This window comes from Micromonospora sp. NPDC126480 (assembly GCF_040302465.1).
GTDB lineage: Bacteria > Actinomycetota > Actinomycetes > Mycobacteriales > Micromonosporaceae > Micromonospora.
In genome coordinates this window covers 33,931-59,582 of record NZ_JBEORU010000009.1, presented here as the reverse complement: position 1 = coordinate 59,582, position 25,652 = coordinate 33,931, and the positions used below count along the sequence as shown (strand labels likewise).

The 25,652-nt window shown below is 65.5% G+C and carries 15 protein-coding genes; 4 read left to right on the top strand and 11 right to left on the bottom strand.

Annotation, left to right across the window (positions count from 1 at the left end):
• The first annotated feature begins 105 nt into the window (after positions 1-105).
• From ABTW87_RS10835 to ABTW87_RS10825, 3 genes are all read left to right on the top strand, one after another.
• The gene (locus ABTW87_RS10835) at positions 106-345 is read left to right on the top strand and encodes a GntR family transcriptional regulator (protein WP_350650601.1); all 240 of its coding nucleotides are present in this window, start codon (positions 106-108) and stop codon (positions 343-345) included.
• A 132-nt stretch (positions 346-477) separates the two neighbouring features.
• The gene (locus tag ABTW87_RS10830; protein WP_350650600.1) at positions 478-1,245 is read left to right on the top strand and encodes a hypothetical protein; all 768 of its coding nucleotides are present in this window, start codon (positions 478-480) and stop codon (positions 1,243-1,245) included.
• Between the two features lie 373 nt (positions 1,246-1,618).
• Positions 1,619-2,746 carry a DNA cytosine methyltransferase gene (locus tag ABTW87_RS10825; RefSeq protein ID WP_350650599.1) on the top strand — a complete coding sequence of 376 codons (1,128 nt, stop codon included), beginning with the start codon at positions 1,619-1,621 and terminating at the stop codon, positions 2,744-2,746.
• Here the strand turns inward: ABTW87_RS10825 and ABTW87_RS10820 are convergent.
• Genes ABTW87_RS10820 through ABTW87_RS10800 form a run of 5 tightly spaced genes read right to left on the bottom strand, consistent with a single transcriptional unit; the run spans position 2,743 to position 9,763 of the window.
• Positions 2,743-3,429, bottom strand: a complete 687-nt coding sequence (locus tag ABTW87_RS10820; protein WP_502891569.1) for a DUF6339 family protein — start codon at positions 3,427-3,429, stop codon at positions 2,743-2,745. The genes ABTW87_RS10825 and ABTW87_RS10820 overlap by 4 nt on opposite strands.
• A 41-nt stretch (positions 3,430-3,470) precedes the next feature.
• Positions 3,471-4,358 (bottom strand): hypothetical protein, encoded by an 888-nt coding sequence (locus ABTW87_RS10815; RefSeq protein WP_350650597.1) that lies wholly within the window; start codon positions 4,356-4,358, stop codon positions 3,471-3,473.
• Entirely contained in the window at positions 4,348-6,222 is a 1,875-nt protein-coding gene (locus ABTW87_RS10810; RefSeq protein WP_350650596.1) for a hypothetical protein, read from the bottom strand. The genes ABTW87_RS10815 and ABTW87_RS10810 overlap by 11 nt, the downstream gene beginning before the upstream one ends.
• Positions 6,219-7,202, bottom strand: coding sequence for a PD-(D/E)XK motif protein (locus ABTW87_RS10805; protein ID WP_350650734.1), 984 nt, complete (start codon positions 7,200-7,202; stop codon positions 6,219-6,221). Before ABTW87_RS10805 ends, ABTW87_RS10810 begins: the two co-directional genes overlap by 4 nt.
• A complete protein-coding gene (locus ABTW87_RS10800) occupies positions 7,202-9,763 on the bottom strand; it encodes a Z1 domain-containing protein (RefSeq protein WP_350650595.1) in 2,562 nt (853 codons plus the stop codon). The genes ABTW87_RS10805 and ABTW87_RS10800 overlap by 1 nt, the downstream gene beginning before the upstream one ends.
• A 102-nt stretch (positions 9,764-9,865) precedes the next feature.
• Between ABTW87_RS10800 and ABTW87_RS10795 the strand changes: the two genes are divergently transcribed.
• Positions 9,866-10,345: a very short patch repair endonuclease gene (locus ABTW87_RS10795; protein ID WP_350650594.1), complete on the top strand. Its 480-nt coding sequence runs from the start codon at positions 9,866-9,868 to the stop codon at positions 10,343-10,345.
• A 27-nt stretch (positions 10,346-10,372) separates the two neighbouring features.
• Here the strand turns inward: ABTW87_RS10795 and drmB are convergent, their stop codons facing one another.
• From drmB to ABTW87_RS10765, 6 genes are read right to left on the bottom strand one after another with little or no spacing between them, the layout of a single operon-like run.
• Positions 10,373-12,163: a DrmB family protein gene (drmB, locus tag ABTW87_RS10790; RefSeq protein ID WP_350650593.1), complete on the bottom strand. Its 1,791-nt coding sequence runs from the start codon at positions 12,161-12,163 to the stop codon at positions 10,373-10,375.
• The gene (locus ABTW87_RS10785; RefSeq protein WP_350650592.1) at positions 12,160-15,342 is read right to left on the bottom strand and encodes a helicase-related protein; all 3,183 of its coding nucleotides are present in this window, start codon (positions 15,340-15,342) and stop codon (positions 12,160-12,162) included. The genes drmB and ABTW87_RS10785 overlap by 4 nt, the downstream gene beginning before the upstream one ends.
• Positions 15,335-17,173 carry a UvrD-helicase domain-containing protein gene (locus tag ABTW87_RS10780; RefSeq protein ID WP_350650591.1) on the bottom strand — a complete coding sequence of 613 codons (1,839 nt, stop codon included), beginning with the start codon at positions 17,171-17,173 and terminating at the stop codon, positions 15,335-15,337. The genes ABTW87_RS10785 and ABTW87_RS10780 overlap by 8 nt, the downstream gene beginning before the upstream one ends.
• The gene (locus ABTW87_RS10775; RefSeq protein ID WP_350650590.1) at positions 17,170-21,900 is read right to left on the bottom strand and encodes a DEAD/DEAH box helicase family protein; all 4,731 of its coding nucleotides are present in this window, start codon (positions 21,898-21,900) and stop codon (positions 17,170-17,172) included. The genes ABTW87_RS10780 and ABTW87_RS10775 overlap by 4 nt, the downstream gene beginning before the upstream one ends.
• Positions 21,901-21,908: 8 nt before the next feature.
• Positions 21,909-23,258 (bottom strand): AAA domain-containing protein, encoded by a 1,350-nt coding sequence (locus ABTW87_RS10770; RefSeq protein WP_350650589.1) that lies wholly within the window; start codon positions 23,256-23,258, stop codon positions 21,909-21,911.
• A gap of 4 nt (positions 23,259-23,262) precedes the next feature.
• Positions 23,263-25,593, bottom strand: a complete 2,331-nt coding sequence (locus ABTW87_RS10765) for a GmrSD restriction endonuclease domain-containing protein (protein ID WP_350650588.1) — start codon at positions 25,591-25,593, stop codon at positions 23,263-23,265.
• Positions 25,594-25,652 lie beyond the last annotated feature (59 nt).

Below are 25,652 nucleotides of genomic sequence, written 5' to 3'. Positions count from 1 at the left end.
CGCTGGCCAGCGCTGGCTCGGGTCATTTGGCTGATCAGGGACGCTGCTCCGACCGAGGAGTCACCGCCGTGATCAGATGTGTGGGCCTAGCTGGGAGTACTTCGCATGCCCGCACCACGGAAGTTCGAGCCGCATTACCGACGGATCATCGCCGACGTCAGAGGGCGCATCGCTTCGGGCGAGTGGCCGCCCGGACACAAGCTGCCGTCGACGAAGGCGCTCGCCGAGATCTACGAGGTTCGCAGCCAGACGACAGTCCGCCAAGCCATCACGATCCTCATCGAGACGGGCGAGCTATACGGCCACCAGGGACTCGGCGTCTTCGTGGCCGAACGAGACGCCTAAGCCGCCGAAGATGAGCGGAACCAGTGGGTTCAACTGCCTGGAAGTACCGCCGCCCCCGATCGACGTCGCGACGGTCTACGTCTTGTCCGAACGGGGCTGTTGACGCACGGTCGAACGCGGCACGATGCGATCATGACGCCTCGCATCGTCCGGACGAACGACATCCTTCGCTACGCGCGCGATGCCAGCCCGCTTGACGAGACGCTGGACGGCTACCTCAACTACTACTTCGTGACGTCGTCGCCGGACAGCAGCCTGCCGCGCATCCAGCTGGAGAGAGGAATCAATGCGCCAGCGAACGTCCACGCGTCGGACGGGAAACGGCGGCCTGTCGTTGCCCTTCGATCCAGCCCTTGGAAGGCTGGGCACGCAACTAATCCTTGGTATGACGAGTTCGACCTGAACCGCGGCCACGTTCGCTACTACGGGGACCACAAGCCAGACACTCGAGGTCCACTCGGCTCCACTGCAGGCAACAAAGCCCTGCTCGAGGCCTGGCCCCTCTACGCTTCTAGCGGCATCCACGACCGACTGCTCGCCCCGCCCCTCCTGTTGTTCCGCTCGGAGACCGTGGAGCGAGACGGGCAAAGCCTGGTCAAAGGGCACGTGAGGTTCTGCGGGGTCGGCATTATCCAACGGCTCGAGCACGTTGTGCAGAAGGACGAGACCAAGGGTCGTAGCTTTCCGAACCTTGCTCTGGATGTCGCAGTGGTAGACATCTCCGACCGCGGCGACGCGATAGACATGCGCTGGATCGACGACCGTCGCACTGCAAAACTGGACAGCCTCCAGGCCAACCGATACGCACCGCTCTCTTGGAGTCGCTGGGTCCGGGAAGGGCACCAAGCACTTCCGAGAGTGCGACGCTCCGGCGTTCCCGCACCTGGAAGAAACTCCTGATGGCCACTGCCGTCGTGGTTGGGCTTTGGCAAGGCGAGCTCCCCGTCTCCGGCCCCATCTCAACGAGCTCTGCGGGACTTTGGAGGCCCAGCTCGTCGGTGTCCTCCCCATCCGCGAGACCCGAGAGGTCTTCGGCTACGCTGCTGGACCGCAGGCCTGGTCAGCCTCGGCCGGCTGGTGAGCATTGCACGGAACGGCAGGCGACCGATGTCGTAGGTGGCTTGTACGGTCTGCGCAACGTGTCCGGATCCCTTGTTCAATGAAGGAAGAGGCCGTTGGAACAGCCCTCCCCTCCCGCCACCGGGCGGCTGGCGCGCCTCCGCGGCAGCGGCGAACTTGATCATTACCATTGCTCCATTGCCCCTAGCAACTTGTGCGTAGCGGCGGCTACCGGCAGGAGGGAAGGGTGACGGACACATCGCAGGGTGGGTCGGACACGCTTCGAGTCGTCGACCTGTTCGCCGGTTGCGGTGGTCTGACGTCCGGCTTCCACAGCACCGGCCGGTACCGGACCGTGGGGGCTGTGGAATTCGACCTCGCCGCTGCAGCGACCTACGCAGCCAATTTCGGGGAAGAAAACGTCTATTGGGGCGATATAGCGGAATGGGTGAAGGGAGATCTGCCGACCGCTGACGTGGTCATAGGCGGACCGCCCTGCCAGGGCTTCTCCAGCCTCGGCAAACGCGACATCGGTGATCCGCGCAACTCTATGTGGCGCCAGTACGTCGAGGCCCTGGTGAAGATCAAACCTGCGGCGTTTTTGCTCGAGAACGTGCCGCAGTTCCAGCGCTCCGGACAATTTCATAGTCTTTGGGAGGAGACGCAACCTGGCGGAGTGCTCAGCAACTATTCGTTGAGCTTCCAGACGGTTCTCGCTGCGAATTTTGGAGCGGCGCAGATGCGCCGGAGATTCATCGTTATCGGGACCCGCAAGGATTACCCTCGGATACACGTGCCGGGTGGGGATGTACCCCGAGAAGAGTGGCGAACCGTCCGCGACGCCATCTGGGAGCTCCGCGACTCCGTCATTCCTGAGAATACCGAGCTTCCGGACGACACGGACCGGTTCTTCGGGCAGGAGGTAGCGGGAGCTTTTAAGGCGTCCGCCCTGGACTTCGCACGAAAGTACGCCGAGATTTCGATTGAGCGGATGAGAAGCATCCCGCCGGAGGGTGATCGGCGCAGCATCCCACCACATCTCCTTCCCCCATGCTGGGTGGGACGGACGGACGGCATGGACGTGTTCGCGCGCCTGCGCTGGGATCGACCGTCAGTCACCATCAGGACAGAGTTCTTCAAGCCTGAAAAGGGTCGTTACCTGCACCCCGAGGAACACCGCGCATTGAGCCACCACGAGGCGGCACTGCTGCAGGGCTTCAAGGACGACTTCAAGTGGTGTGGGACCAAGATCCAGATCGCCCGGCAGATCGGCAACGCCGTGCCGGTCGAGCTTGCGGCAGGTCTGGCGAAGCACATAGCCGCCACACTGGACCAGCACTAACGATGAGGCGTGTCTTTCGACAGACGCATGATCGTCTCGGTCACGAGCACGGAGCACAGATCTCGGACCTGTTCATCGCTGAGAGCTCGGATGTCGAGGAATGCCAGATAGCGCAGTAGCCGGAGTGTAACGTCGCGAATGACCCTTCTCCGGGGAACGTCCCCGGAAAGCTCTGTGACCACACGAGCAGTCTCACGTACGAGGCGTGAATCGCCGCCGATGCTGCGGCGCTCAAGGAGCTGGTTGAGGTCGCTCTCACTGAGGGCGGCAAGGATCTGTTCATGACCGGCGAAGACCACTGCCTGCCACCACAGCCGTGCCCAGGTGTGCCTGGTCAGGTCGGTAGCCACCCACCGTTCCCTGTTCTCCCCACCGAAGCGCCACATGGTCACGTGCGGTAGGGCGACGAGCGAGATGAAAGACCAGACATCCCGGTTGCCCGCCTCGGCCCAGGACAGGTCCATGTGGCTTCGGATCAGCCTGGCGGCGTCCCGGTCGAATGCGACTCGGGCATCCGGACCGACTGCCTTGGGACAGCCGTGCTTTTCGGCGAGCGCTGACACGGCATCTATCAGGCCCCGTATTCGCCTCACAGACACGCGACCACCGACAGGAGCCCAGGTCTGCTCCGGATGTGTCTCAGACGGCGAAGGAGCCTTCCCTTCATCGATTCGTTCATACATCGCTACGCCTACGACGGCCGGAAGATGCGGCCACAGTTCGCTCACTGGAAGATCCGCCCCCTCCCGAATTGCCTGATCGCGCCTGAGATCTGGGTCCTGAAGTCGGCCAGGTCGGCGGGCGACGGTGGAGCAGCAAGCGCCAACGGCGAAGCCGCTACGGTTCTCGAGAGGACGTCACCGACGCTGTCCGGTGGCCATTCCTCGCGTTCGGCAAGTTCGTCACGAAGGTGCAGCGCAAGCTCCAGCAGCAGCGCGGCGACATCCGCCTGCAGTTGATCGAGCAGAGCTTGCTGCCTTCTGTCCTTGGTGCCACGGGCGACGGCCGTACACAGCTCCCGGTCACGCTTGTTGATAAGCACACGGAACGTCCCGTAGAACGGTGCGATGAGTTCCGTGGTGGTCTCAAGATGCCAGCTGGCAGTCGGCGAGAGGCGCGTGTGCGAGAAGTCGATCTCATGCACGGGGAACATGGAGGACACGTTCTCCAGCACGACACGCTGAACATGTTCGGCAAGTACGGAGCCAGGAACGGCGGCCACCCCGACCGCTCGCCGGGCCGGCTGGCGAATCAGGCTGACGGTAGAGCGGAGGGTAAGGGTCCCGGACAAGCGCTTCCCGACAAGGAGCGTGTCGGCGACGGCCGCGCCATTCGATTCGAACGGCACCGGAGACGAGGCCTCCGTCATGTCGGTCGTGGAACTGGTCCACGAAACGGTCAAGGCGACATCCTCGAGCTCCAGTCCCGTCTCCTGAAAGAACCTTGTCGGGTCGACTTGCACTCGCCGGCCGACACGCAGGTCCGTACCCGGATCCCAGCCGTCGACTGCGGCGGGTATAGGGAACCACTCCTGGGCGTCGAGCAACATCCATGGTTGCCACACGACAGTGCCGGGCTTCGGTACGAGATAGGGATGTACGTCAGCCGGCATCGGACGTCACCTGGCTCACTCGGAACCGCACGACGGCGTCCGGCACGTGCGTCGCGTACACGTACCAGTCCGATTCCTCACCCGCGGGTACCCGGATGCTCCTGCCCTGCACGACGACGTTCCCGGCAACGGATTGCCATTGCATTACTTGCGGCACTGCGGCACCCAACGGAGGCTCACTTTCCCGGCCACCACCTTCCACGACGACCTCGACGTCCGCAGCCACGATCCTTGCGCGTGAATCCGCAGGCACCGTCACGAGAGCGACGAGGTACGGATGTCCCTGATGGATCTGCAGAGACGGCGCGCCAGTCAAGCGAGGTTTTCCCCCTCGCCGTGGCGACGAACCACCGCTCGAGCCGCCACCCGTCATCGGCCCTGCCCCTCTACCACCTGAAAAGCTACTCGGCCCGCTGGACCCATCGATGTCATGGCCGAGGGCGACAGGCCCGGGCACAACTCCAGCGAGAAGAGCTGACAGTTCCCCCAGACCCTGACCGCCTGAGCCACCGGCCTGGGCGCCGAAGCCAAGCTTCTCGTCCAACTGCTTCTGTATAAAGGTACGGACCCCAAGCACAACGCCTCGCGCTGAACCGCTCAGTCCCTTCGCAATCCAGTCATCGTGCGTGGGTGGTTCGGCGGAGGCGAATAGCGCGTCGGCGTCCTCGGACGCCTTGAACACACCTCCGTAGGACAGCCGTGTGTCAGGGTGAAGCGGACCAGGCAGGTAATCCACGACGAGCTCAGCGACACGCATCCGAGCTACGTGATGGGACGGTCCATCGAAGGGCTTCGCCGCCCCGATCATGAGACGGGTGTTTCCGCTGTCGGCGGCTCCCAACGCCAACGCAAAGGACCCTGCGTTCCGCGGCGGGACCGTACGGGCGTACGAGACTCCCTTACCCGCCCGGACGTCATGCATCGCCTCGACGAAGGGCGCCAGCTCATCGAAGCTGTCAGGTTCGGGGACAGTAACTCGTGAGCCGTCGACGCCCACGACGAAGCGCATGTAGCGCCCGCGCTCGTCCGGAATCATCTTCGGCCACAGGTTCCATAGGATAGATGAGGCGATGAAGATAGCGGCCTCCGCCGGCGTACGCTCCCGTGGATACGACTCCGACCCGGTGGAGCCAAGGTCGGCGGCGAGAACCACCACATCGGTGCCGGTGCGACCGTCTGCGAATCCCGGTAGGCCCAGGTACTTCGCCACAGAGTCCGCCTGCTCGGCCAGGATCGGATCCGGTACGTTGTCCGCCGCCACACGCCCCCACCAGTGCCGACCGGTGAACCGCCGATCGCCCAGGTACCAGCTGTGTCCGAGCGCCGCGCCCATCAGCCGTCGACAAGCGGGGCCGCCCGCGGCCGTATTCGTATCGACCAGGATGGCACCGATCCGACTGAGTCGGTAAAAGATGCCCTTCCCGAAGCCGTATGTGCCACCACCGAACTCATGATCGCTCGGTTCCCCGACATTCCTGAGGAACTGCACAAAGTCCGGTGTCTCATCGTCACGCGCCCGCTCACCGGCACGGAGCGGACCGCCCAGACCGACGGTGTTTCGGTCGGAAACGACCAGCACGACGGCCTCGGGCCGCAGAACCTTGTCGAGGTGAACACTTGAGTCGCTCGTTGGTCCGGGCAGCAGAACTTCGCGCCAGGCGTCGACGTCTTCGCCCAGCACGCGAACGTCGACGCCAAACTCCACCACGCCGTCCGGCAGACGGGCGTCCCAGCTGTTCTGCGCCGCCTCTCTCACCAGAACGGTGAGCGGGTCGAGCGCAGGGCGGCCCAACTGTTTGACGATGCCTTCCGCAGCGGCCGAACCTTCCGGCGCGAACGGCTGTGACCACCAGCGGCCGCTCAACGAACCGCCTCCTCGGCAATCTCCGCCAGCGATGCGCCGGAACTCAGCGGAAGCAACGCGGCGAGATCGACCTGGTAGCTGAGGTCTCCGACGCCGTGCGGAAGAGCGCCGGCGACAAGGGACGAGGGGGCGAGGCGAGGTACGCCAACACCTACCACGAGCCTGAGCACTTCCTCGATCGCGAATGTGTCGAGGTCGGGCCGATCTGGCTGTTCGGACCAGCCCGCCGCCGACAGGCGGGTACGAAGGTCCGCCCGCGACGCCACGGCGCCGCGGAGCTGGTCGACCAAGTCAGTCACACTCTGCCCGTCAGGGTCTTCCGCCACTCTCAGTAGGACGAGGTCCAACGGACGGCCGTCATGAGTGTTCAACTGCTCCAGCCCATGGACGACGATGCTGTCGGTCGCCGCACCCAGCCCTTTCACCTCAAGGCACCGGGTAACGGCCTCGAAGTCGTGCGGCTCGTTGAGCGGCCCGCGCCACGCTCTCACTGGGAATCCGGGATCCGCTTCGACAAGGGAAGAAAGCACGGTGAGCTCCGCGAACAGCCCTAGCTTGGCCTGACGCGACAGACCACGGACTAGACGGCTCCGGAAGAGTCTCCGCCAGCGTGTCACCGCCCCGATCGCAGCCGATGCCGGCCGCTGTGCTCCCGACACCGCCTCTAGCACGTCGGTCACGACCTCGTCGAACTCGGAAAAGAGGTCGGACTCGGCGCACGAAACGTCGACGTAGGTCACGGCTGGGCCCCCGAAGCTGAGCTTGCGAATCGCCATCCCGAGAACCGCCGGCTTGGGGTCGACGGACATGGCCTCGTCGCCCGCTGGAATGAGAAGGTGGCGGGCGCCCACGCCGTCGAGCGCCACGCGGCACGGCTCCGCACCGCACACGACCTCGAGTGGGAAGGAAACCAGTTCCTTCGCCCGCGGCGGCACCAGAACCGCCCACGCCCGCTCGAGCATGGTCGGTTCGATATCCATCACGCCATCTCCTCGGTGTCTACGTCGAGTGCCTCGTCCACGTTCTCGCTCTCGACGTCGGTGAGGTCGACGGCGACATGGGTGGCCTGAATGCTTTTCGTCTGCACATCTCCTGGGAAGGTGATGCCCATACCAACCACCGGTTCCTCCGCGTCCAGCGCGATACGCAACGGCCGCGTCCCGTCGGCACTCTGCTTTGGGTTTGCGGGCTTGCTCGTCGGCTCGATCAGATAGAGAACGATCAGGCCCCGATCGCGACCCACCGGGTCGTTGTTGCGCAGATCAACCAGTTCGCTCTCGCCCTTCGCCCGCGCCTCAGCAGGCGTCAGGTTGAGATCGAGCGCTCGGTCCTGCTTGCTCATCAGCGTCTTGATGTCGGCGCGCTCGCCCTGACCGTCGTTCAGCCGAGACCGGATCGAGTACTTGATGTCGAGGCCGCCGAGCGTCGTCTCCGGCCCCTCACCGATGACGACGGCGACCGACCAGATGGCCAGACTTGGCGGGTCGCTCGTGAGCTGTTGGTCGATGTACTTGACCATGAGCGCCCGGTCCAGATCCGGCGAGTCCTCGTGCACCTGATAACGGGAGAGGAAAGCCTTCACGAGCGACACCGGGACGTCTCGAATCAGCTGAGCGCCAGGCACGTCCTCGTCGAGCCGACCGTGCCGGACCGCCTCCTGGACAAAGCTCTCTGCGGCCTGCAGGTTGCTGTCGAGCCAGTCGACGTCCCGGTGCCGGAAGTACCGCGTCTGCAGTCGACGCCCGGCGTACGAGATAAAGGCTGGCTGGGCGGCACCCATCTTGGCTGTGATGCGCAGAGCCGGGTGCGTGCGGATCCTGACCGCGACCTGAGTTGGCGTCAGGTTCTCGCGCTGATAGCGGTCGATGTCGTCGCGCATCTCGTGTTCAACAGTCGCCAGGTGCCGGAACGCCGCTGCGAGATTCGGCGTCATCCAGATTCGGGGCAGGTCCTCGAACCCTGTGCGGTACCCGAACCACCGGCCCATCTGGAGCAGGGTGTCGTACGCCGTCGCTCCCCGGACGAAAAAGCTGACGACGAGCCCCTCCAGAGTCAGCCCCCGGGAGAGGGTGTTACCGCCCACGGCGATTGCTACCACCGAGGGTTCGGAGTAGTCGAGCCGATCCTGGCTCCGGTAATTGTCGAGAACTACTCGTGTCGACGCGACGACGTCGGCCAGGTGCGGCAACACCTCACCGAACGAGTTCTGCTTTCGGTCGAAGTCGTCGGCCGGTACTCGTGACGACTCCTTTTCCCACAGGTTTCGCCAATCGTCATGTACCTCAGGTCGACCGGAGGCCAGTCCGGCCCTGGCCTTCCGTTGAAGGGCCTCGAGGGGCGCCCGATAGCTCTCGTGGACCGCGATCTTGACGGAGGTGTGGATGAGCATCGTGCTGTGACCGTTGTCGCCTCGGGCCCGGCGAGCGGCCGTGGCGAGCCAGAACCAGTGAACTGCCGTCATCAGCTCATCGATCATCGTGGGGGTGAAGCCGTCCGCAGGCTCCTTGCTGCCTGGGCGCAACAGGGGGACGTCCTCCTCGGCCACGAGACGGACCATGTCGTAGCCGTCCGGCGGGCCCTGGTCGTCGGCGGTTTCCCATTCAACGACATCTCGGCCGAAGATCTTTTCAGGCCCGAAATAGCCGTCCGGACGCGGCAAATTAAGGATGAACGACTTCGGATACAGATCGTCCTGGGCGGGATCCACGAAGACATTGGCGAAGGGCGTCGCGGTGTACCCGACGTAGGTGCATCGCGGCATGAGGCTCAACAGCCTACGGATGAGTGGGTTGATGCGTCCCGTGGCCACCGACGCCTGATCGGCTTCGTCGTCGATGATCAGTACCGGCGCGGACTCGAGAGCCTTCCTTCCGTTGGTCGTGTCGAGCCACTTGATGAGCTTGCCGAGGACTGCGGCATTCTTTTTGACGACAGCCAGGACGGTCTTCTCCGGGCTAAGGGCGGCCGACGCATCGTGTGACGGTCTAACGAAGTCTCGTGACTCCTCCGTCAGCGTCACCCAACGGTCCGGGTTGAGATCCTTCAGGTACTGATCCAGGCGCACCTGCGTCTGACGGCGAAGCCCGTTGTGGATGCCGGACAGAACGATGACCAGGCGGTACTGCACGTCGGCCAATTTCGCCACGACGGCGGTGAAGTTGGTGGTCTTACCGCTCTGCACGTAGCCGACCACGAGACCCTTCGAGTCCCACTTGGGCCGGTCCGGCCGTGGGGTATGAGCCACGACGGTACTGGAAGAATGGTCCACCGATTCAATCCGTTCAGCCGGCCAGCCTTCGGCCTCGAAGCGGGCCTTCAACGCGAGCCAATAGCGGTCGGCGTCTCCGGGCCCGCTGTACCAGTCATCCGATCCGGCCGTGATGATCGGCGGGCCACCCGCCTGCACCTTTGCCTTGTCGGCCTCGAACTGACGTCGAAACTTCTCGACAAGAGCTTCCGGCAACGACTCCGAAAAGCTGAGCACGGCAGCCTCGACGCCGTTTCGCCTGGCCCAGTCCGCGAATACGGTGTACAGGCTCAAGATCACCACCCTTTTCAGTGTTCTGCGCAGGAACCTAGCGGAGGAAAAGCTCACACGACACCTCTGCGACGACGGCGCCGATCGCACCACTACCGTGGGACTGTGCCCGAAGGTCCCGTGCCGAGTTCAGCCAGCGTCAGCGGTCGCATGCGACGCCAACGCCGGAAGGACACTGCGCCCGAGCTGACGCTCCGTCGCGCCCTGCACCGAGCAGGGCTGCGGTACCGGATCGGCTTCCCGGTCACCGGCTTGCCTCGGCGGACGATCGACATCGCCTTCACCCGCATCAAGCTCGCCGTGTTCGTCGACGGATGCTTTTGGCACGGCTGCTCAGAGCACGGAACGTGGCCCAAGGCCAACTCCGCGTGGTGGGAGGCGAAAATTCTGAAGAATCGTGCGCGGGACCGCGAGACCACCCGCCAACTCGAGGACGCGGGCTGGAGAGTGATCCGGATCTGGGAGCACGAGCCAGCAGAAAACGCCGCAGGCCGCCTTATCGACGTGGTGAAGGGCATGCGGACGTCGGTTGCTCCGCCGCCGCCCGATGCCGTCAGCCGCACGTCGACACTCGCCAGACGATGACGTTCACTGACGTTCTGCAGCCAACATTCATGCTTTGAAGAACCCCATTCCGCGCTGCTCCGGCCAGCCGATGAGAAGTCCGCGGTCTAGAAGTGTGTTGTTGCATTCGCAGCTCGTTTCAGGCAGGAGGCTGCAAACGTGGCATGCAGCGAGGTTGAGGCCGTCTGACCCGCCAGCCCCTGACTCCATGCACAATGGATCTGCCGAGCACCATGTCGCCCTCTTCAGCGCCGAGGTCAGCGTCCGGCGGAGCCGCTCGGGCTCGCCTTGGCGGACGATGCCACCCAGGCTTCCCGCGGAGTCGCTGGTCGCCGTGTAGATGAGCAGACCAGCCATGCCTTCCTCGGTATAGAGGCGTTCGCGCATGGCGGAGGCGGAATAGCCGGAGTCGAGGCTCCATTCATTGATGAGTGCGTGGGCGAGTGTGTGAATCATGATCGAGCGGGCGGTCACCCGAGACGGAGGCGCCGGCCGCCCCGATGTCGCGGCACGCCGGGCCAACAGTTTCTCGTGGTTGTCGATGATCTGCTTCGCGCGTGCCCACACTTCCGGCTGAGCCTCCCAGGCGCGCAGCCGCTCGTCCGACAGCCGGAGGAATACACCCTCACCCGCCACCTCCATGGCAGGCAGCCAGTCCAGTTCACTTGCTGACAGTGATGCCCGGCGGGCAGCCGGGTCGGCGGCGACCGGCGGCTCGACGCGGGTGAAGGATTGCAGTACTCGTACCTCGCGCAGCCGTGTCACCAACATGACCTCGCCAATCTCAGAAAGGGGCGGGTCACCGTCGGCGGGCCGGCACTCGAAGTCGTCGCTCTCGTCGCCGTGGTCACTCGTTGGGGCGCACAACTGCTCGTACTCTTCTGCCTTGAGGTCCACGTCGAGGTTGGCCTCCTCGGACGGTCCACGAGCCTCGAGCTGTTCCCGCCGTCGCACCGCGTGAATGATGTGCTCGACGCTGATGCTGCCGCTGATCAAACCGGCCCGTTCGGCCTGGCGTGCGATGACGGCGTCATCCTCGCCCCGCCACATGGCGAAGTGGGGATCGATCAGCTGCTGCAACTTCGTGGACCAAGGCGGAATGGCCAATGACGACCGCACAAGACCGAACCAGGCGGCCGACGAACCTCGCTGCATGGTCCGCGGCGCCTTCGTGCAGCGGGCAACCCGATGGTCGCCGCCCAGCCAGGGACGAGCGCCGGTACACCCGATGTTCAGCTTGCGAAGCTCACTGCGCCGGAACGCGCCCTGCATTGAAGCCTTTCGGCCGCAGTCGCAAACGATCTCGATTGACCGGAGGGAGGCAGTCCGACCTGTCGTGACCATCCGGAGATCCTGCTTGCAAGGGCTGGCTTCCTGCGTGCCGCGGTGCACCCACGCCCAGTATGGGAAGTCGTCGAGATGGCCATCCTCGCAGGCCAGCACGAATCGGGAGGGGATCAACGACCCGCCACAGGCGCAGGTCGAATCCCTGCCGCCGAACCGGCCATACGGCTGCAACAAGGTGCAGCGCTGGCACGAGTAATAGTTGGGGAATCGACGCAACGCCGCTCCGTAGTATGGGCTCTCCGCTGGCGGCAGGTACAGCTCGGAGACGCCCAGGGCGCGTTGGAGGCGGGGCTCGTGGGTCTGCTGGGCTCGGTTCACCTTCCATTCCTCCAGCCCGGCCACGATGTAGGAGGCCTCGTCGATGGCGATCATCGAGCCCACGCCGTAGGTGGTGATCATCTGGGCCCGACGGACCTTGCCCGTTGGCACAGGGGTGGGCGCGATGGGCCGCCGCGTCGGCCGCTGACCCCGAATTCCTCCTGACCTGGTCATCGTCCCTCCCGGTTTAGCAGGTTGGTCTCTACATCGACGTCTCGGAGGCTATTCATGGTCGGGAACGAGTACGGCAGGTCGTCGTCCTCGAAGGTGCGCAAAAGGGCGGCGGAGTCCGGTCGGCGCTTCTTGTCGCCTGACCACTTCGGCTTCTGGTATACGAGATCGTCGTTCCAGTCGACCAGCTCCGCCCACCTACCGACAATCTCTTCGAGATGTTCTTCGGTCGACTGCAGCTCGTCGGGTGCGACTCGCTTCACCCGGTCCAGGATGCGTCTCACGAGATCACGCAGCTGCGGCTCGAAGTTGTCAAGACGACCGGCGCCCTCGTTTTCGCCGGCGTCCGGAATCGTCAACCGAGCAGCCCCGATGAGAGCGGCGTGCAGCGCCCGGTCTCGGGCTCGGGCGGAGAACGGTGTCACGCTGGTGGACTCCACCTGGCGGTACAGGGCCGAGTGGTAGGCGCGGAAGTTCTCGTAGTGCGAGCGGTCACGCGATCGCGCGGCGTTGTACAGCATGACGACCAGGCCGGGGTAGCGACGACCGACCCGACTGGTCGCCTGAATGTACTCGGCGGTCGTCTGCGGCTGACCGGTCACCGCCATGAGCCCCAGGCGATCGACGTCCACGCCAACGGAGATCATGTTGGTCGCCAACACGACGTCGAGCGCGTTGGGGTCGGGGTGGCGCACGTCGAGTTGCCGGAGCCGATAAGGGATGTCGCTCGCGGAGACGCGGCTGGTCAGCTCGGTGGTCTCCACCTCGCGGGGGGTGCCGTCCCCAGAAAGCAGCTTCAGCCGTCCAGCGACGTCGTCGTTGACCTGGAGTTCGGCCGCGGCCAGGAGCCGTAAGCTGTTGAAGTAGCCGATGAGCGTCCAGTAGGCATCCCGGACATCGTCCTCGCCGCTGACGGCGGCGGCCTGATGCAGCAAGGCGCCGTACGCCCGCACCAGCAGGGTGGCCTGGCTCGTACCAGGGGCGAAGAGGCCGACGTACCGTCGCGAGGGCTTGCGTTCGGGGCTGGCTTCCACCGCGAACCAGGAATCACGAGCATCGAGCCCCGACGGAGGGAACTGGTGGACATCCCGGTCGAACAGCGCCTTGCCCTGCTCCCGGGCGCGGCGGATCGTGGCGGTGGAGGCGACCACCTTGGGCCTGTCCGAAGCTATGTCGAGAGCCGCCTCGTAAAGGCCGACGAGCGTGCCGAGCGGACCGGAGATGAGGTGCAGCTCGTCCTGGATGAAGAGTTCGGGTGGGGGGACGCCCTCTGGCGCGTTGCGCCGGTTGAACAGCGCGGCCGGTTCGGCCTTCCAAGTCATCTGGGCGAATTTATCGACCGTGGCAATGATCAACGTGGGTTGGTGGTGGTACACGGATTGGTCCACGAGATGGACCGGGAGGCCATCCCGGAAGTCGCAATCAGATTGACCGCATGCCGCTATGAGCCGCTGCGCACCGAGGTCCACTCGATAGTTGAAGACATCGATGTCTGCCCCGCACCAGGGGCAACGACGCAACTGCACAGGATTGTTCTCGCGCAGCGTCTCCCCGGCGCGAAGTTTCTTGAGCGCCGTCTCAGCTTCGGGCAAAGTGTTCGGGGTCGCGCTGGAGCCCACCCACATGCCGATCGAGATTTCCTCGCCCAAGGGATCCGGCTGGTCGCGCCGGACGCGTTCCATTGCGCAGATCAGCGTGGCGGCGCGTTCGAATTGCTGCAGCGTCAACAGGCGCAGGGTGTAGCGCATCAGGACGGTCACCCCGCCGCCGAGCTCCTTTCGACGGATCCTACGTAGGAACACCGTGAAGGCGATGAGCCCGAGGTACGCCTCCGTCTTGCCACCACCGGTGGGGAACCACAGCAGGTCGGCGACCTGCCGGTCCTCGTGGTCGGGGTTGGCGACACCTTCGAGGCAGAGCAGGATGAATCCGAGTTGGAACGGGTACCAGCGGCCAACGCCCAGTTCGGCGTCGGAGGTCTTGTCGCGCATCATGACAGTACGAGCCCGCTGGATCGCCATCGCCCTGTTCGCCAGCCGGAAGGCGCGCATCGCTTCGGGATCGCGGGTGAGAAGATCGATGCCGGCGGTCATCCGATCGCATGCCGTGCGGCACTCACCTACCTGATCCATGGCGACCTTCGCGTACGGCGAGCCCGTCATGCCTGCGGCCTCCGCCTCCCGGTCGTTCACCCATCGGCGGTACCCGTCCGTCAGTCTGCGAAGCGTCTGCACCACCTGTTCGGGTTCGCCTTTAGCGAGATCGATCATCCTCAGACCCGAGACGTCAATCTCGCTGTTTGATTCCGAGAGCGGCACATCGAAGCTCGGCGTGAAGGAGGAGCGGACCTCGGCGACCGCGCGCCGGGCGTCGGGCGCTCCGCCGATCGTGGGTTCGCTCCATTCTGCGGCACACCCGTGACCCGTGACGAACGTCGGTGCGTGGCGATAGAGCATCGCCGAGACCAGGGTCTCCTCGTCATCGTCGAAGGACTGGGCGAGCTGTTCGACGATCGCCGGCTTGCCGGAATCACAAGTGACGCTGAGGTTGCACTGGAAGAAGCACCAGGAGTCCCGCAGAAGGGCGCCGTGAACGGTGTACACATTGACCAGCGTCACGGTGACGGTCACGGTTCCGCGTTCCTGGTCCGGCTCTCGGACCAGCGCACGGATCTCCAGCCCGGGGACGACGGCTTGCGTGTGTGGCTTGGGACGTGTGACGTCGATGGCGACCGGCACGGCATGGACCGGGCGTCGTCGCCACCTGATCGGTGACTCGTCGGTGGAGCGGGCGGTCTCCACCTCCGCCTCCACCGGATTGCCTGCCGCGTCGATCGGTTCATAAGCCGCGGCGCTGACAGAGATGGTGAGGCTGCCGCAGCGCGTGTCGACGGCGAAGGTCAAACCCATCGTGGACGGGCTCTGAACGTTGGCCATCGACACCCCGATGTCGGGCTGCTCGTCCTTGTCGAGCCGGGCACTCGCGAGGTCGACGTCGGGTTCCGCCGCGTCCTCGGCGGCGTCCTCGGACTCGCGCTGTGGAAAGAGCACACCTGTCAGGTAGGTGTTCACCGGTTGGTCGGTCAGGACCTCGTCGGCTCCGCTCGCCGGGCCGAATACATCGAGCATCAGCTGCTCGGCCAGCTTGTTTCTGAACCGGAAGTGCTCGTCGAAATTACTCATGGTCAGACTCCGCATCCGCGTATCGGAACCGGCTTAGCCCGCTCAGCCGGGGTGCCAGCCAGACTCCGTGCTCTCCCAGACCGGCACGCCTTCCCGTGGCGGCACTGCCGGCGACCGTCTCGATGTCGTCGATCCAGCAGTCGGTGATCGACGCCGGCCAGCTCAAGCCCGCGTCGATCGTCTTCCGGCCGTACATGTATTGCGCGAGGGCTTCTCGGAACCGCCGTGAGACAACCCCGACAGATCTACCATCGTGCTCAATGGTGTAAAGCGGCACGGCCAAGTCGTCGCCTGCGCTTTCCGCCGTCAGTGTAAGCGTCACGGGATCGCCCGGCTGCACCCTCGTCGCCAGATAGTCCTGCAGCTCAGCCGGAGCTGCGGTGAAGACATCCGTGCCGGCGGGAAAATCCGTGCTGACGTCGCCGCCCTCCACCGCCATCCCGTGCCGCCACCCTCGATTCCGGAAGTTATAGCGGCCCCAGCGGCCTGAATTCTTCGGACGCGTGGTGTATACGGCGCCGGACTGGGGGAGCGGTTCGAGACGGAACAGATCGTCCCGGCATCGGGTCATCGCCATGTATAGCAGGCGCGCCTCCTCCATCGGGTCCTCGTCGTCCCGGCGCCGGCCGTCGAGCACGAAGACGCGGTCGTATTCGAGGCCCTTAGCCCGATGCATTGAGGAAACCGTGACCGGATCCGACGGCGATGCAATCGCGAGCCTGGCCAGACGCCCGCTCGCGAGCGCCGAACGGAGGCGGCCGAGATCAATGCGGTCCGTGCCGGTCCGGCTTATAAGTAGCAGCGCCTCCCAGGCCGTGGCCAGTGCCTCTTCAGTCAGTCCGGTGTGCTCCGCAAAAGCGGCATGATCGGCGGTGAGGCCGTCATGTCTGCGGAACAGGGTGGCCAGCCACCGCGGGTTGAGGTCGTCACCGGCGCGCCGCTGCAGGCGATGCTGGACACCCGCGTGGTGCAGGACGGCCGAAACCTCCAAGGCCTGACCGTTGTCCCGGCACAGGATCGCGCAGCTGCCATCCAGGTAGGTGAGGCCGCCGACGATGTCGTCCAAGCGTCCAGCGGTTGGCAGGTCGAGGAACTCATCCCGTATGCGTCGCGGAATGTCAAGCCCGGACGTTGCGGCCGGCGCGCGCAGCGCCTCTCCGCACGCGAGGAGGCTAGGCGGGCGTGGCGTACGCGCCCTGAAGTCCCGGGTCAGCGTCAGTTCCACAAGATCGCCTGCATACCTGTCGTCGCGCACCCAGGAGAAGATGTCCGGCTCACCACTCCGGCCGCGGACCTGGAATCCGTAGATTGCCTGAGCCGGGTCGCCGACCATGGTGAAGCCGCAGTCCACCGACGCTAGCAGCGCCTGTACCAACTCCCGGCGATCCCCGACGAGGTCCTGCACCTCATCGAGAAGCACGTGCCGGAGCGAGCCGATGTACGCAACGGCGTGCCCATCGAGGATGGCACCGGTCGCCTCGCGGATCCGCTCTTCGAAGGGCAGTTGGCGCCAATCCTGGTCCGCGTACGTCTGGTTCAGCAGATCCAGGGCCCAGGCGTCGAACGTACGGGCGGCCACGAACCGGCTGCGCCCGGTGGAGGCTGCGGTCCTCGTCGTGAGTTCGCGCACCGCCGCCCGCGAGAACGAGAGCATCAGTACCTCGTTGGCGGACATCTCGTCGTCGAGCAGGTAGTCGAGGCGACGTACCAGGGTGTACGTCTTCCCCGTGCCTGCGGGGGCGATGACGAGGGTGCGCGAGTCGGCGGGACGGGTCGCGGCAAGGACCTGCTCCGGGGTCGGCCGGTCGTCGACGGTGACATGCGCACTCACGGCTCAGTCCACATCTTCTCGAACTCGGTAAAGGCGAGCTCCTCGCCGTAGTTGACGATGTTGTCGCGCACATTGAGGATCAGGCATCGATCGGTTCCACCGTTGGCGGGTCCGCGCAAGCCACGGCCGATCATTTGCTGATAGACGTTGGGGCTGTACGTCGGTCGGGCGACCACGACGGCACGTGTGGCAGGCGCGTCGAAGCCCTGGTGGAGCACTCCATAGTTGGTGAGAACGCGAATCCGTCCGCGGCCGAACTGCTCGACAATGCGCCGCCGGCGTGCTGTCGGCGTCTGCGAGTCGACGGCGGCGGCGGTGATGCCCTGGTCGTTGAGGACAGCGGCAAGGAATCGTGCGTGGTTGACCGAGGTCGCGAAGACCAGGATGGGCCAGTCCCGATCCAGGCCGAGCAACGCCTTGATCAGGGCATCATTCCGGACCTGGTCATCGGCAAGCCGCCGTTCCGCCTCCGGTGGGAGCGTGCCGCCGCGCAGTTGCGACATCCGAGACACCTCGGAGTCGGTGAGCGTGAGCTGGCCTCCTTCGAGGACGCTGTGATCGACGCGGGCGAGCACCCCCTTGTTCTGCAGCGTCCGGTACGCGTCGTCGCCGAACACGTCCTTGTCCAGCCGTCTGTTGCCGTACCGGCTGACGAGGCGGCTGGTCTCCGCGCTGTTCTTTCCCCGGAACGGCGTCGCGGTCAGCCCGATGAGGGGCCGAGTGGTGCGGTACTGGGTCAGCCCGAGTTGCTCCAACAACCGGGTGTAGCTCTTTGTGGTTGACCCGTGCGCCTCGTCGACGATCACCAGCGCCGGCTGGCGCAGCCAGGCGTACGTCGGCTTTTCGAGGTTGTAGGTGAGCTTGTCGTCCGTAGCGATGACGAGATGGGGGTTGTCTGTGACCGGGCTCGCGTCGCGGGTGCTCCAGAATCTGCTGACAGTCAGCCGCGTTCCTCCCACGCCGACCTTTTCCCAGACGTAACGCCAGCTCTGTACCGCCTGCTCGCACAGTTCCTCGGATTGGGCGATCCACAGGATGGGTCCGCCGGGACCCTCTGAACCGTATTCTTTGAGGTACCGGATGACCGCCTCGACAGCGATACGGGTCTTGCCGGCACCGGTGGGCAGACTAAGCATCGCCCGCTCCGGTCTCTCCTGCATCAGCAGTCGATGCATTCGTCCGGCCAGCTTCTCCTGGTAGTCGTGAAGTGGGAAGTGGGGCGTAGGACCGAAGACGTGCTCGGTCTCCAGCGGCTGCTCCTCCCGCACGCCCGCGAAGGTGTTAGGTAGTCCCAGGTCGGTGACGATGCTCTGAGACTTCCGGTCGCCGGTGAAACCGACCGCGAGTGCTTCGTGGGCCTTCCCGAGATCCTCCCGGTGGTGCCGTAGGATGCCGTCCCCATGGGCATGCAGCGCCAATTCGGCGATGCGACGATCGCCGACGGGAGCGCCGGTGCATGCCTCCTCCCAGGCGAGCAGACCTTCCGGAAGCCCTCGACGCAATCGCTCGGCGCCGATCAACAGAAGGATTTTCTCCACGGTGTTCTTCGTGGCGCGGACCTGCTTGAGCACCTCCTGGTTCTTGGCCTCTTCGCTCCGGGCGAGGACGATCTCGACCTCCTGCAGCGAGAGGCGTAGGTCGATTTCCCGCGAGATGGCCTGAAGGATCCAACGCTTGTCTGTCGAATGGCGCACGTAGACCACTGCCTCGCGTGCCGCGACCTCTAACGGACTAGTACGCATGCCGTGGGGAGTGCGTTTCACCTCCTCGAGCTCGCTGCACTGCACGAAGGACCACCCGTTGGCTCTCGAACCGCGCAGGATTCGGAGGTGGGGGTACTCCGCGACGACCGCGACGGGTTCAGTTTCCTCCACCTTGCGCAGCTCGGTGCTGATCGTCGTGGCATACCGCCGCATGCCCCACGTCTCCACCATTGCCTCGACGTCGGCCGGGGTCGGCGCCAGCAGCGCGGGGACGCTCTCCAACACCAGTGAGTCGTATTCTTCCCGACTCGACGTGACGCAGATCTGGTCGTCGGGCCGCGTACCCCAGGTGACACCGATCCGGCAGCGGGTCTCACCACCGGGCCAGTCGGCCTCCGATCTCAGCACCAGCGCGTAAACCGTGCCGGGCACGGCGTCTTCCTCGGTGGTGGCAACAGCATTCACGAGATGTCGCCAGAGGCGGGCGGGGATCTGGTCGACAGTGGCGGGCAGCCCGAGCAGGTCGGCGACGCCGCGGTCGATCAGCGCGACCGGCAGCGCCGCGCGGTACTCGCTCAGGGAGGGGCCGACCGCGAGTTTTGCAGGGATAAGACCCTGACTGCTCTGCAGCACCCCGTACCGGCGAACCATCCACACCAGGGGAGAGACGACTCGCCCGGTGTGCCGGTCGGTGCGCACGCTCCAGTCGTGTACCAGCTGGCTAGCCGGAAGGTTCTTGATGAAAAGATACTTGGCCTCGTCACTGAGAACCTTCAGCATGCCGAGCGGCCCTGGCGGGTTGGCGCCATCGACGACGAAGCTGCTCATTCTAGGATGGGCGACGCCAGCCGGGAGCTTTGCACACATCAGATTGAAGGCACTGGCCCGATACTCCTCGAACCACGCCTCGCGGCGCGGGTCGCCGCTTGCCACCGGCACGTCCGACATGCCGAGCGCCTCGAGCACCGGTCGGTCTGCGGAGTGAACTCGCAGGTCAACGGCGACACTTTGGTCACGGCTGCCGTCGGCAGGCACGACTCGACCTGGAAGCAGGCAGTCGATCGGGCGGCGATAAGTGCCATCGCAGGTGCGTAGGCGCAGGATGCGCCACCAGTCAGGGCATAACTGGGCAATGGCTGCGGCCGCATCGCGTGGTGTCATCCGTCGGCACAGCTTCCAGAAGCCCTCCCACTCAAAGACCCGGTAGTGGGCGAAACCCTTTTCGAGGACGGCGGTGAGCCGCCCGATGGGGCTAGCCTCGTGTACGCCCAAAGTGTCCAGCGCGCTACGCACCCCGATCACATCGGTAACCCGCGGATCGACGTAGACGAGGTCATCGGCCAGCTCGTCCTGTCCACTACGTTGGAACACGTCGGCGCCGTCGACGGACACCATGCCGCTCAACTCGGTGAGCACAATCAGTGCGCTCCGTGCGCTTCTCGCCTGTTCGTGGTTTCCACTTACCATCCCAGCAGCGATTTGGATGGCACGGGCGGAGGCCTCCGCGCTGCCGTCAGACACGAGCGCTTCCAGCCACTCCCGGGCGGTCGCCTCTCCGCGTTTCGCTCGGTCAAAGATGAGGCGCGCCTTCGCACGGCGTTCCCTGTTTTCGATCGACTTGTGCGTCCAGTCAACCGGCCTGCCGGGGTAGTCCGCCCACAGCTTGAGCCACGCGTCGGACATGTTCTCCGGCGGCATCTGCAACTCGGCGGGTCGACGAAGCTTGCCGTCCTGGTCGGGCAGCGAGGGAAGCGATGCCGCAGCCCTCCATACCGCGTTGGTCAGCCGCTCGTCAGCCCACTGCGGGGCTTCCCGCCCACGACCGGGAAGCAGCATCAGGTAGGAACCCGGGTCAGTCGGATCGACGAGCTCGGGTAGGGACTCCACGACGAGTCGAGCGGCCTGCTCGATCAGTTCGTCGTTGAAGGCGTTGTGATCGAAGAGGTTCTGACGGTCCTCGCTGGTCTTCCACGGCGCGTTGAGTAGGCCACGCAACGTGGTGGCGTAGTTTGTGGGGAAGTACGCCCAGAACGTGCCTCGATCGCCGAAGCCTCGGCTCGGTACCGCCCAAGCGATGTCAATCTCGGGGCGGTCATGCAGCTCTCCAGCGCTGGCCAACGCCGCGTCCGAGGGGGAGTGTGTACGACGAAAGACATGCCACTCAGTCGTCGTGCGCTTACCCTCCGGGCTCAATGCCTGGAGTGTGTGAACCGTCGCGGTGCGCCTGACATAAAGTTCCCGGATCACCGGTTGCTCGCCGGACCGGTCTTCTAGGTACAGCGAGGCGACATGCGGTGAGAACAGCTGGAACTCCGAGGGAAAATTCCTAAGATCCTGACTCAACCGCTGTGCGCTGCCGGGCAACAGAGGCAGCCGCACCACTGTGGCCGCCCGCGTCAACAGCTCGGCAAGCAGTGGATCCTGCACCGCCGCCTGCTCGGCATCGATGGGGCGGGCCATTCTCAGAACAGGGATATCGATCGCGTTCGGCACGATTGCGCGGATGGTCCGCTCAGCCCACTCCCGGTCGAAGCCGAAGGAGCCGGTCGTACTGAAGAACTGAGGGGCATCGCTGACACTAAGGACTGACTTGACACCGACGCCGAACCGCCCGATTTGACCGCCCCGCTTGCGAGAGACGCTCATGCGAAGGATCGTGTCCGCGCCCTCAGGGGTGATCGGATTGCCGGTGTTAGCGCAGTAGAGGAACTGATCGGTGAGAATGACCCGGATTTCGCCATTCCCGAGGTCACGCATCTCGTCGGCGCCGTTCTGGACCAGCTCGTAGACCTGACGTTCGCCGTAGCCGCCCTGATTAATGCGCCGCTCACCGTTGGCGTGCTCCTGGATCAGGCCCGGATCGATCCGATACGTCTCCAGGACGCGTTGCGACTGCTCCTCGACGACCTCACTGACCGACTTAGCAGAAAGGTCCGTTTCGGTGTTCCCATTCCTGTCGGCGGTCGGCCTGTCGCTCTGCCGAGGCGAGCGGACGGTTGCGAGAGAAGAGTCTGAGAAGCTCATCTTTCCGCCTATGCAGAGAGTCGGTGAGTGGACAGGTGGGCCAGCACAGCCTGGTTCGCTTCCCAGCCGTCGGGGAACTTGACTGGGACGTTGAGGTGCACCGGCTCGGCGGAGGGGTGGCCGTCCAGTAACTCGGCGATCCCTGCCCGGGCCACCACGACGCAAGCCTGTCGATGCCGGGATGTCAGCACGCAGAGCCGCCCCGACTCCAGGTGGAACGCGGTCGCGTCCCGCCGACCAGAGAGCGGATGCAGCACGATCGTCACGTCGTACTCTCGGCCTTGGAGCCGGTTGGCGGTGTCGACCGTGACGCTGGCTTCCGCCTCGCCGAGGTGGGCGCGGATGGCGGCGACCTGGTCCCGGTGGGCGGCGCCGATGGCGATCCGGTCGGGGGTGACAGGCGCTCCGCCCGTCTCGCGCTCGGAGAGGGCGACCGCTCCGCGTTCCAGCAACCGGCGGGCCAGGGCAGCACACGCGGCAGCGGCCTCGGCGTCGGTGCGCAACGTGTGCCGAGCGGGCAGCTCGTAGAGCGACCACCCGCTCGCCGCCGCCGTCTCCAGCGCGGCGTCGACCGGACCGCCCCCGAATCCGGCCGTGCTGAACGACAGCGACCGTTCGCCGGGCGCCGTGCCGGCCTGGAACCCGGTGAACGGGTAGAACGCCTCGGCGACCACCGGCGCGGCGGACGGTGGCAGCCGCCACGACACGGGCAGCCGGTGCACCGGCAGGTGGGGGTTGTGCCGCAGCAGCGCCGCGACCGCGGACTGCATCGGGTCCCAGGTAAGGCCGACCCAGCGTTCGGTCTCGACGGTGGAGAACGGGTCGAGCTGGCCGGGGTCGCCGACGAAAAGTGCCCGCTCGAACCGGCCGGCCACGCGTAGCAGCCCGTCCGACCGCATCTGGTACGCCTCGTCGACGATCGCCCAGGGCCAGGAGCCCTCCGACACCATCGACCACTTCGCGGCCGTACCGATGATGACGGACGGACCACCGAGGTCGGGGACCTTGGCGGCAACCCGGACGGTCGCGTACCGCTTGATCCGCTCGGTGGCGCTGTAGTCGTTCGCCGAGAGGCGGCCGATGTGCAGGTCCGGCGCCTGCTGGGCGAGCCGGTCGATCAGGTCGTCGACCTGCTCGTTGGTCTGCGCGATGACGATCAGCGGCTCGCCGGCGCGGGCCAGTTCGATGGCGGCGCGTACCACCAGGGTCGACTTGCCGGCGCCGGGCGGCGAGTCGACCACAACGCCACGGTGCTTGCCCGAACGCAGGTCGGCGAGCACCTCCGTGACCACGTGCTCGGCTTGAGCCGACGGCGAGGCCGCTGGCTGTCTCGGCAGCAGCAGGTTGGTTACGGTCACGGTCTCACCGGGCCTCGTACTCGAACTGACGCAAACGGGTGCGAACGACCTCCACCTCGGCGGGGGTAAACAGCCACTCGAACTCCGGCCTGGTCACCAGGGCTTCCACCGTCAGGTCGAGCCTGTCGCGCTCCCACAGCGCGACGAACCCGTCCGACACCACCGGGCTGGCGAGCAGCTTCTTGGCGGTGGAGATGCTTCCGTGCTCGGCGAGCATGCTGAGGAAGAGCGTGGCGTTGTAGCTAGCCTCGTCACGCGCCGCCACATACAGGTGCCGCATTGCCCGGTCGAAGTCGGCGCCGGTGCCGTCATTCGCGGCCTGCGCCGGCACGGTCGCCGACGCTGGGTCATCGGCCGCCACCGAATCCTCGACGGTCGAACCCTCCGGACCGACATGGTCGTCGTCCTCCGACAGTCCGGCCGCCTGTTCGTTGCGCCGGGCCACGTAGCCGAGGAGCGCGTCCACCGAGGTGAACACCTCGTAGCCGAGTTCCTCCATCCGCGGCAGGTCGGGGTTGGCGTCGAGTTCCAAGACCACCGGGTTACCGAGACCCGGCTGGAGGCCGTCCGGCCAGAACGCCTCCGCCACCCCGAGGACACGTCCCGTCGTCGGATCGGCGATTTCGCTGTCCAGCGCGGGTTCGGCACAGCCGGCCGCGGTCAGCTCGTCGACCAGCGCCTTGATCTGGCGGGCGCGGACGTCATCGTCCTCCTCGGCCACCACGACCACCGGCCGCAGCGGTTCGGCCGCTGGCTTGGTCCCGTCACGCAGACTGGCGAGGAATCCATTGGCGGCCTCGGCCAAGAGCTCTCGGCGGGCGGCCAGGAACTCGCGGTAGCGGTTGAGGCGCCAGAGCTGCGGGTCGGTGGGGATCCACTGCGACTCGAGCGCACCCGGGTGCTTTTGCTGGGTCTCGGCGAAGTAGTCCTCCGGTGCCCGCTTACCGATCGCCAGGTTGGTCTGCTGGGTCAGGAAAGAGAAGTTCGCAACGGCGTTGACCTCGGAGCGACCGTAGCCGTGCTTGTAGAGCAGCGCCTTCGGGAAGATGTGGTGCACCTGCAGCGAGGTGAGGTAGCCGAGCATCTCGGCTCTGAGCTCGAGCCCGGAGCCGAAGTCGCGGGCGCCGAGCACGCGGGTGAGCAGGTAGAGCAGCGGGTAGAAGCGCGAGCCGCGGCCGAATCCCTCGAAGTCCTGACCATCGATGACGAGGTTGCCACCGCGCCAGCGACTGAGGCTGGTGATCAGGCCGTCGATCCCGCTGCGGGCAACGGTCTCGTAGTCCTGGGTCAGGATCGTCTCGGTCGAGCCGGCGAAGCGTCCCCACAGCGCCGCGTGCACGTACCAGAAGAGCAGCCGGTCGCGCTGGGTGGCGTCGGTGAACGAACCACCGTTGAGGTGCAGGAAGCGGGAGATCACCGGGAAGGCGTAGCGGCCCATCAGCACTCGGTCGTGGTCGAGACCGAGCCGCCCGGAGATCACATCGAGGAATCCGCTGATGTAGTGCTCGCTGGAGGTCAGCGCCTGGGCAAAGTCCGACGAGCTTACACCCTCCAGAGCCTCGAACTGGGCGCGGCCGGTCGCCACGGCGTTGACGTTGCGCAGCAGCCAGTCGAGGTTGAACTGGAACCCCGCCGTCGACCAGGTGCTCAGGTGCTTGCGCATCGTGGAGCGGGCCTCGGGCCAGTCCGCGCAGATCTTCGCCAGCGCCAGATCACCCTTGGAGAGCTTCGTGCCGCCCGAGTTGACGCGGTTGAAGATGTCGACGACGACCTCGACGCCCTTGTCCGCGCCGGTGATCTTCTCCTGGTGGAACTCGCGCTCAAGGATGTTGCGCAGCCGGATCAGCCGACCCATGTAGGTGGCGAAGTGCGGCATAGTGGCCGGGTCCGCCGAGAGCTTGCCGATGTGCGGTTCGATGCCGTCGACGAAAAGCTCGGTGACGTCGACCCAGGTCGGGTCGTCCTTCATCTTGGCCGGCGCGTAGAACTCGAAGGTCTCCTCTTCGACGTTGAACCGCAGTCCGGTGAACGCCGCCGGGTCGCCCTCGAAGAAGGCCGGCGGCTTGCCGCGCACCACACCGTAGAGGGAGGTGATCCGCTGCTGACCGTCAAGGAGCAGCTGCTTGATCCCCGCGCGAGCCTTGCTGCTGCCGCGCACCGATCCGTGGTCAGCTTCGGTCTCCCAGACCAGCAGCGCACCCACCGGGTAGCCGAGATAGAGCGAGCCCATCAGGCCGCGGACCTGGTCCCGGTTCCACACGTAGCCGCGCTGGAACTCGGGCAGCAGCACGGTGCCCGAGTCGATCTGGTCGAGGATCGTGCCCAACTTGCTCATGTCAGCTCCCCCACGGATCTGAACGTCTGGCCGTTTTGTTGTGCTGCGGTGGATCAGGT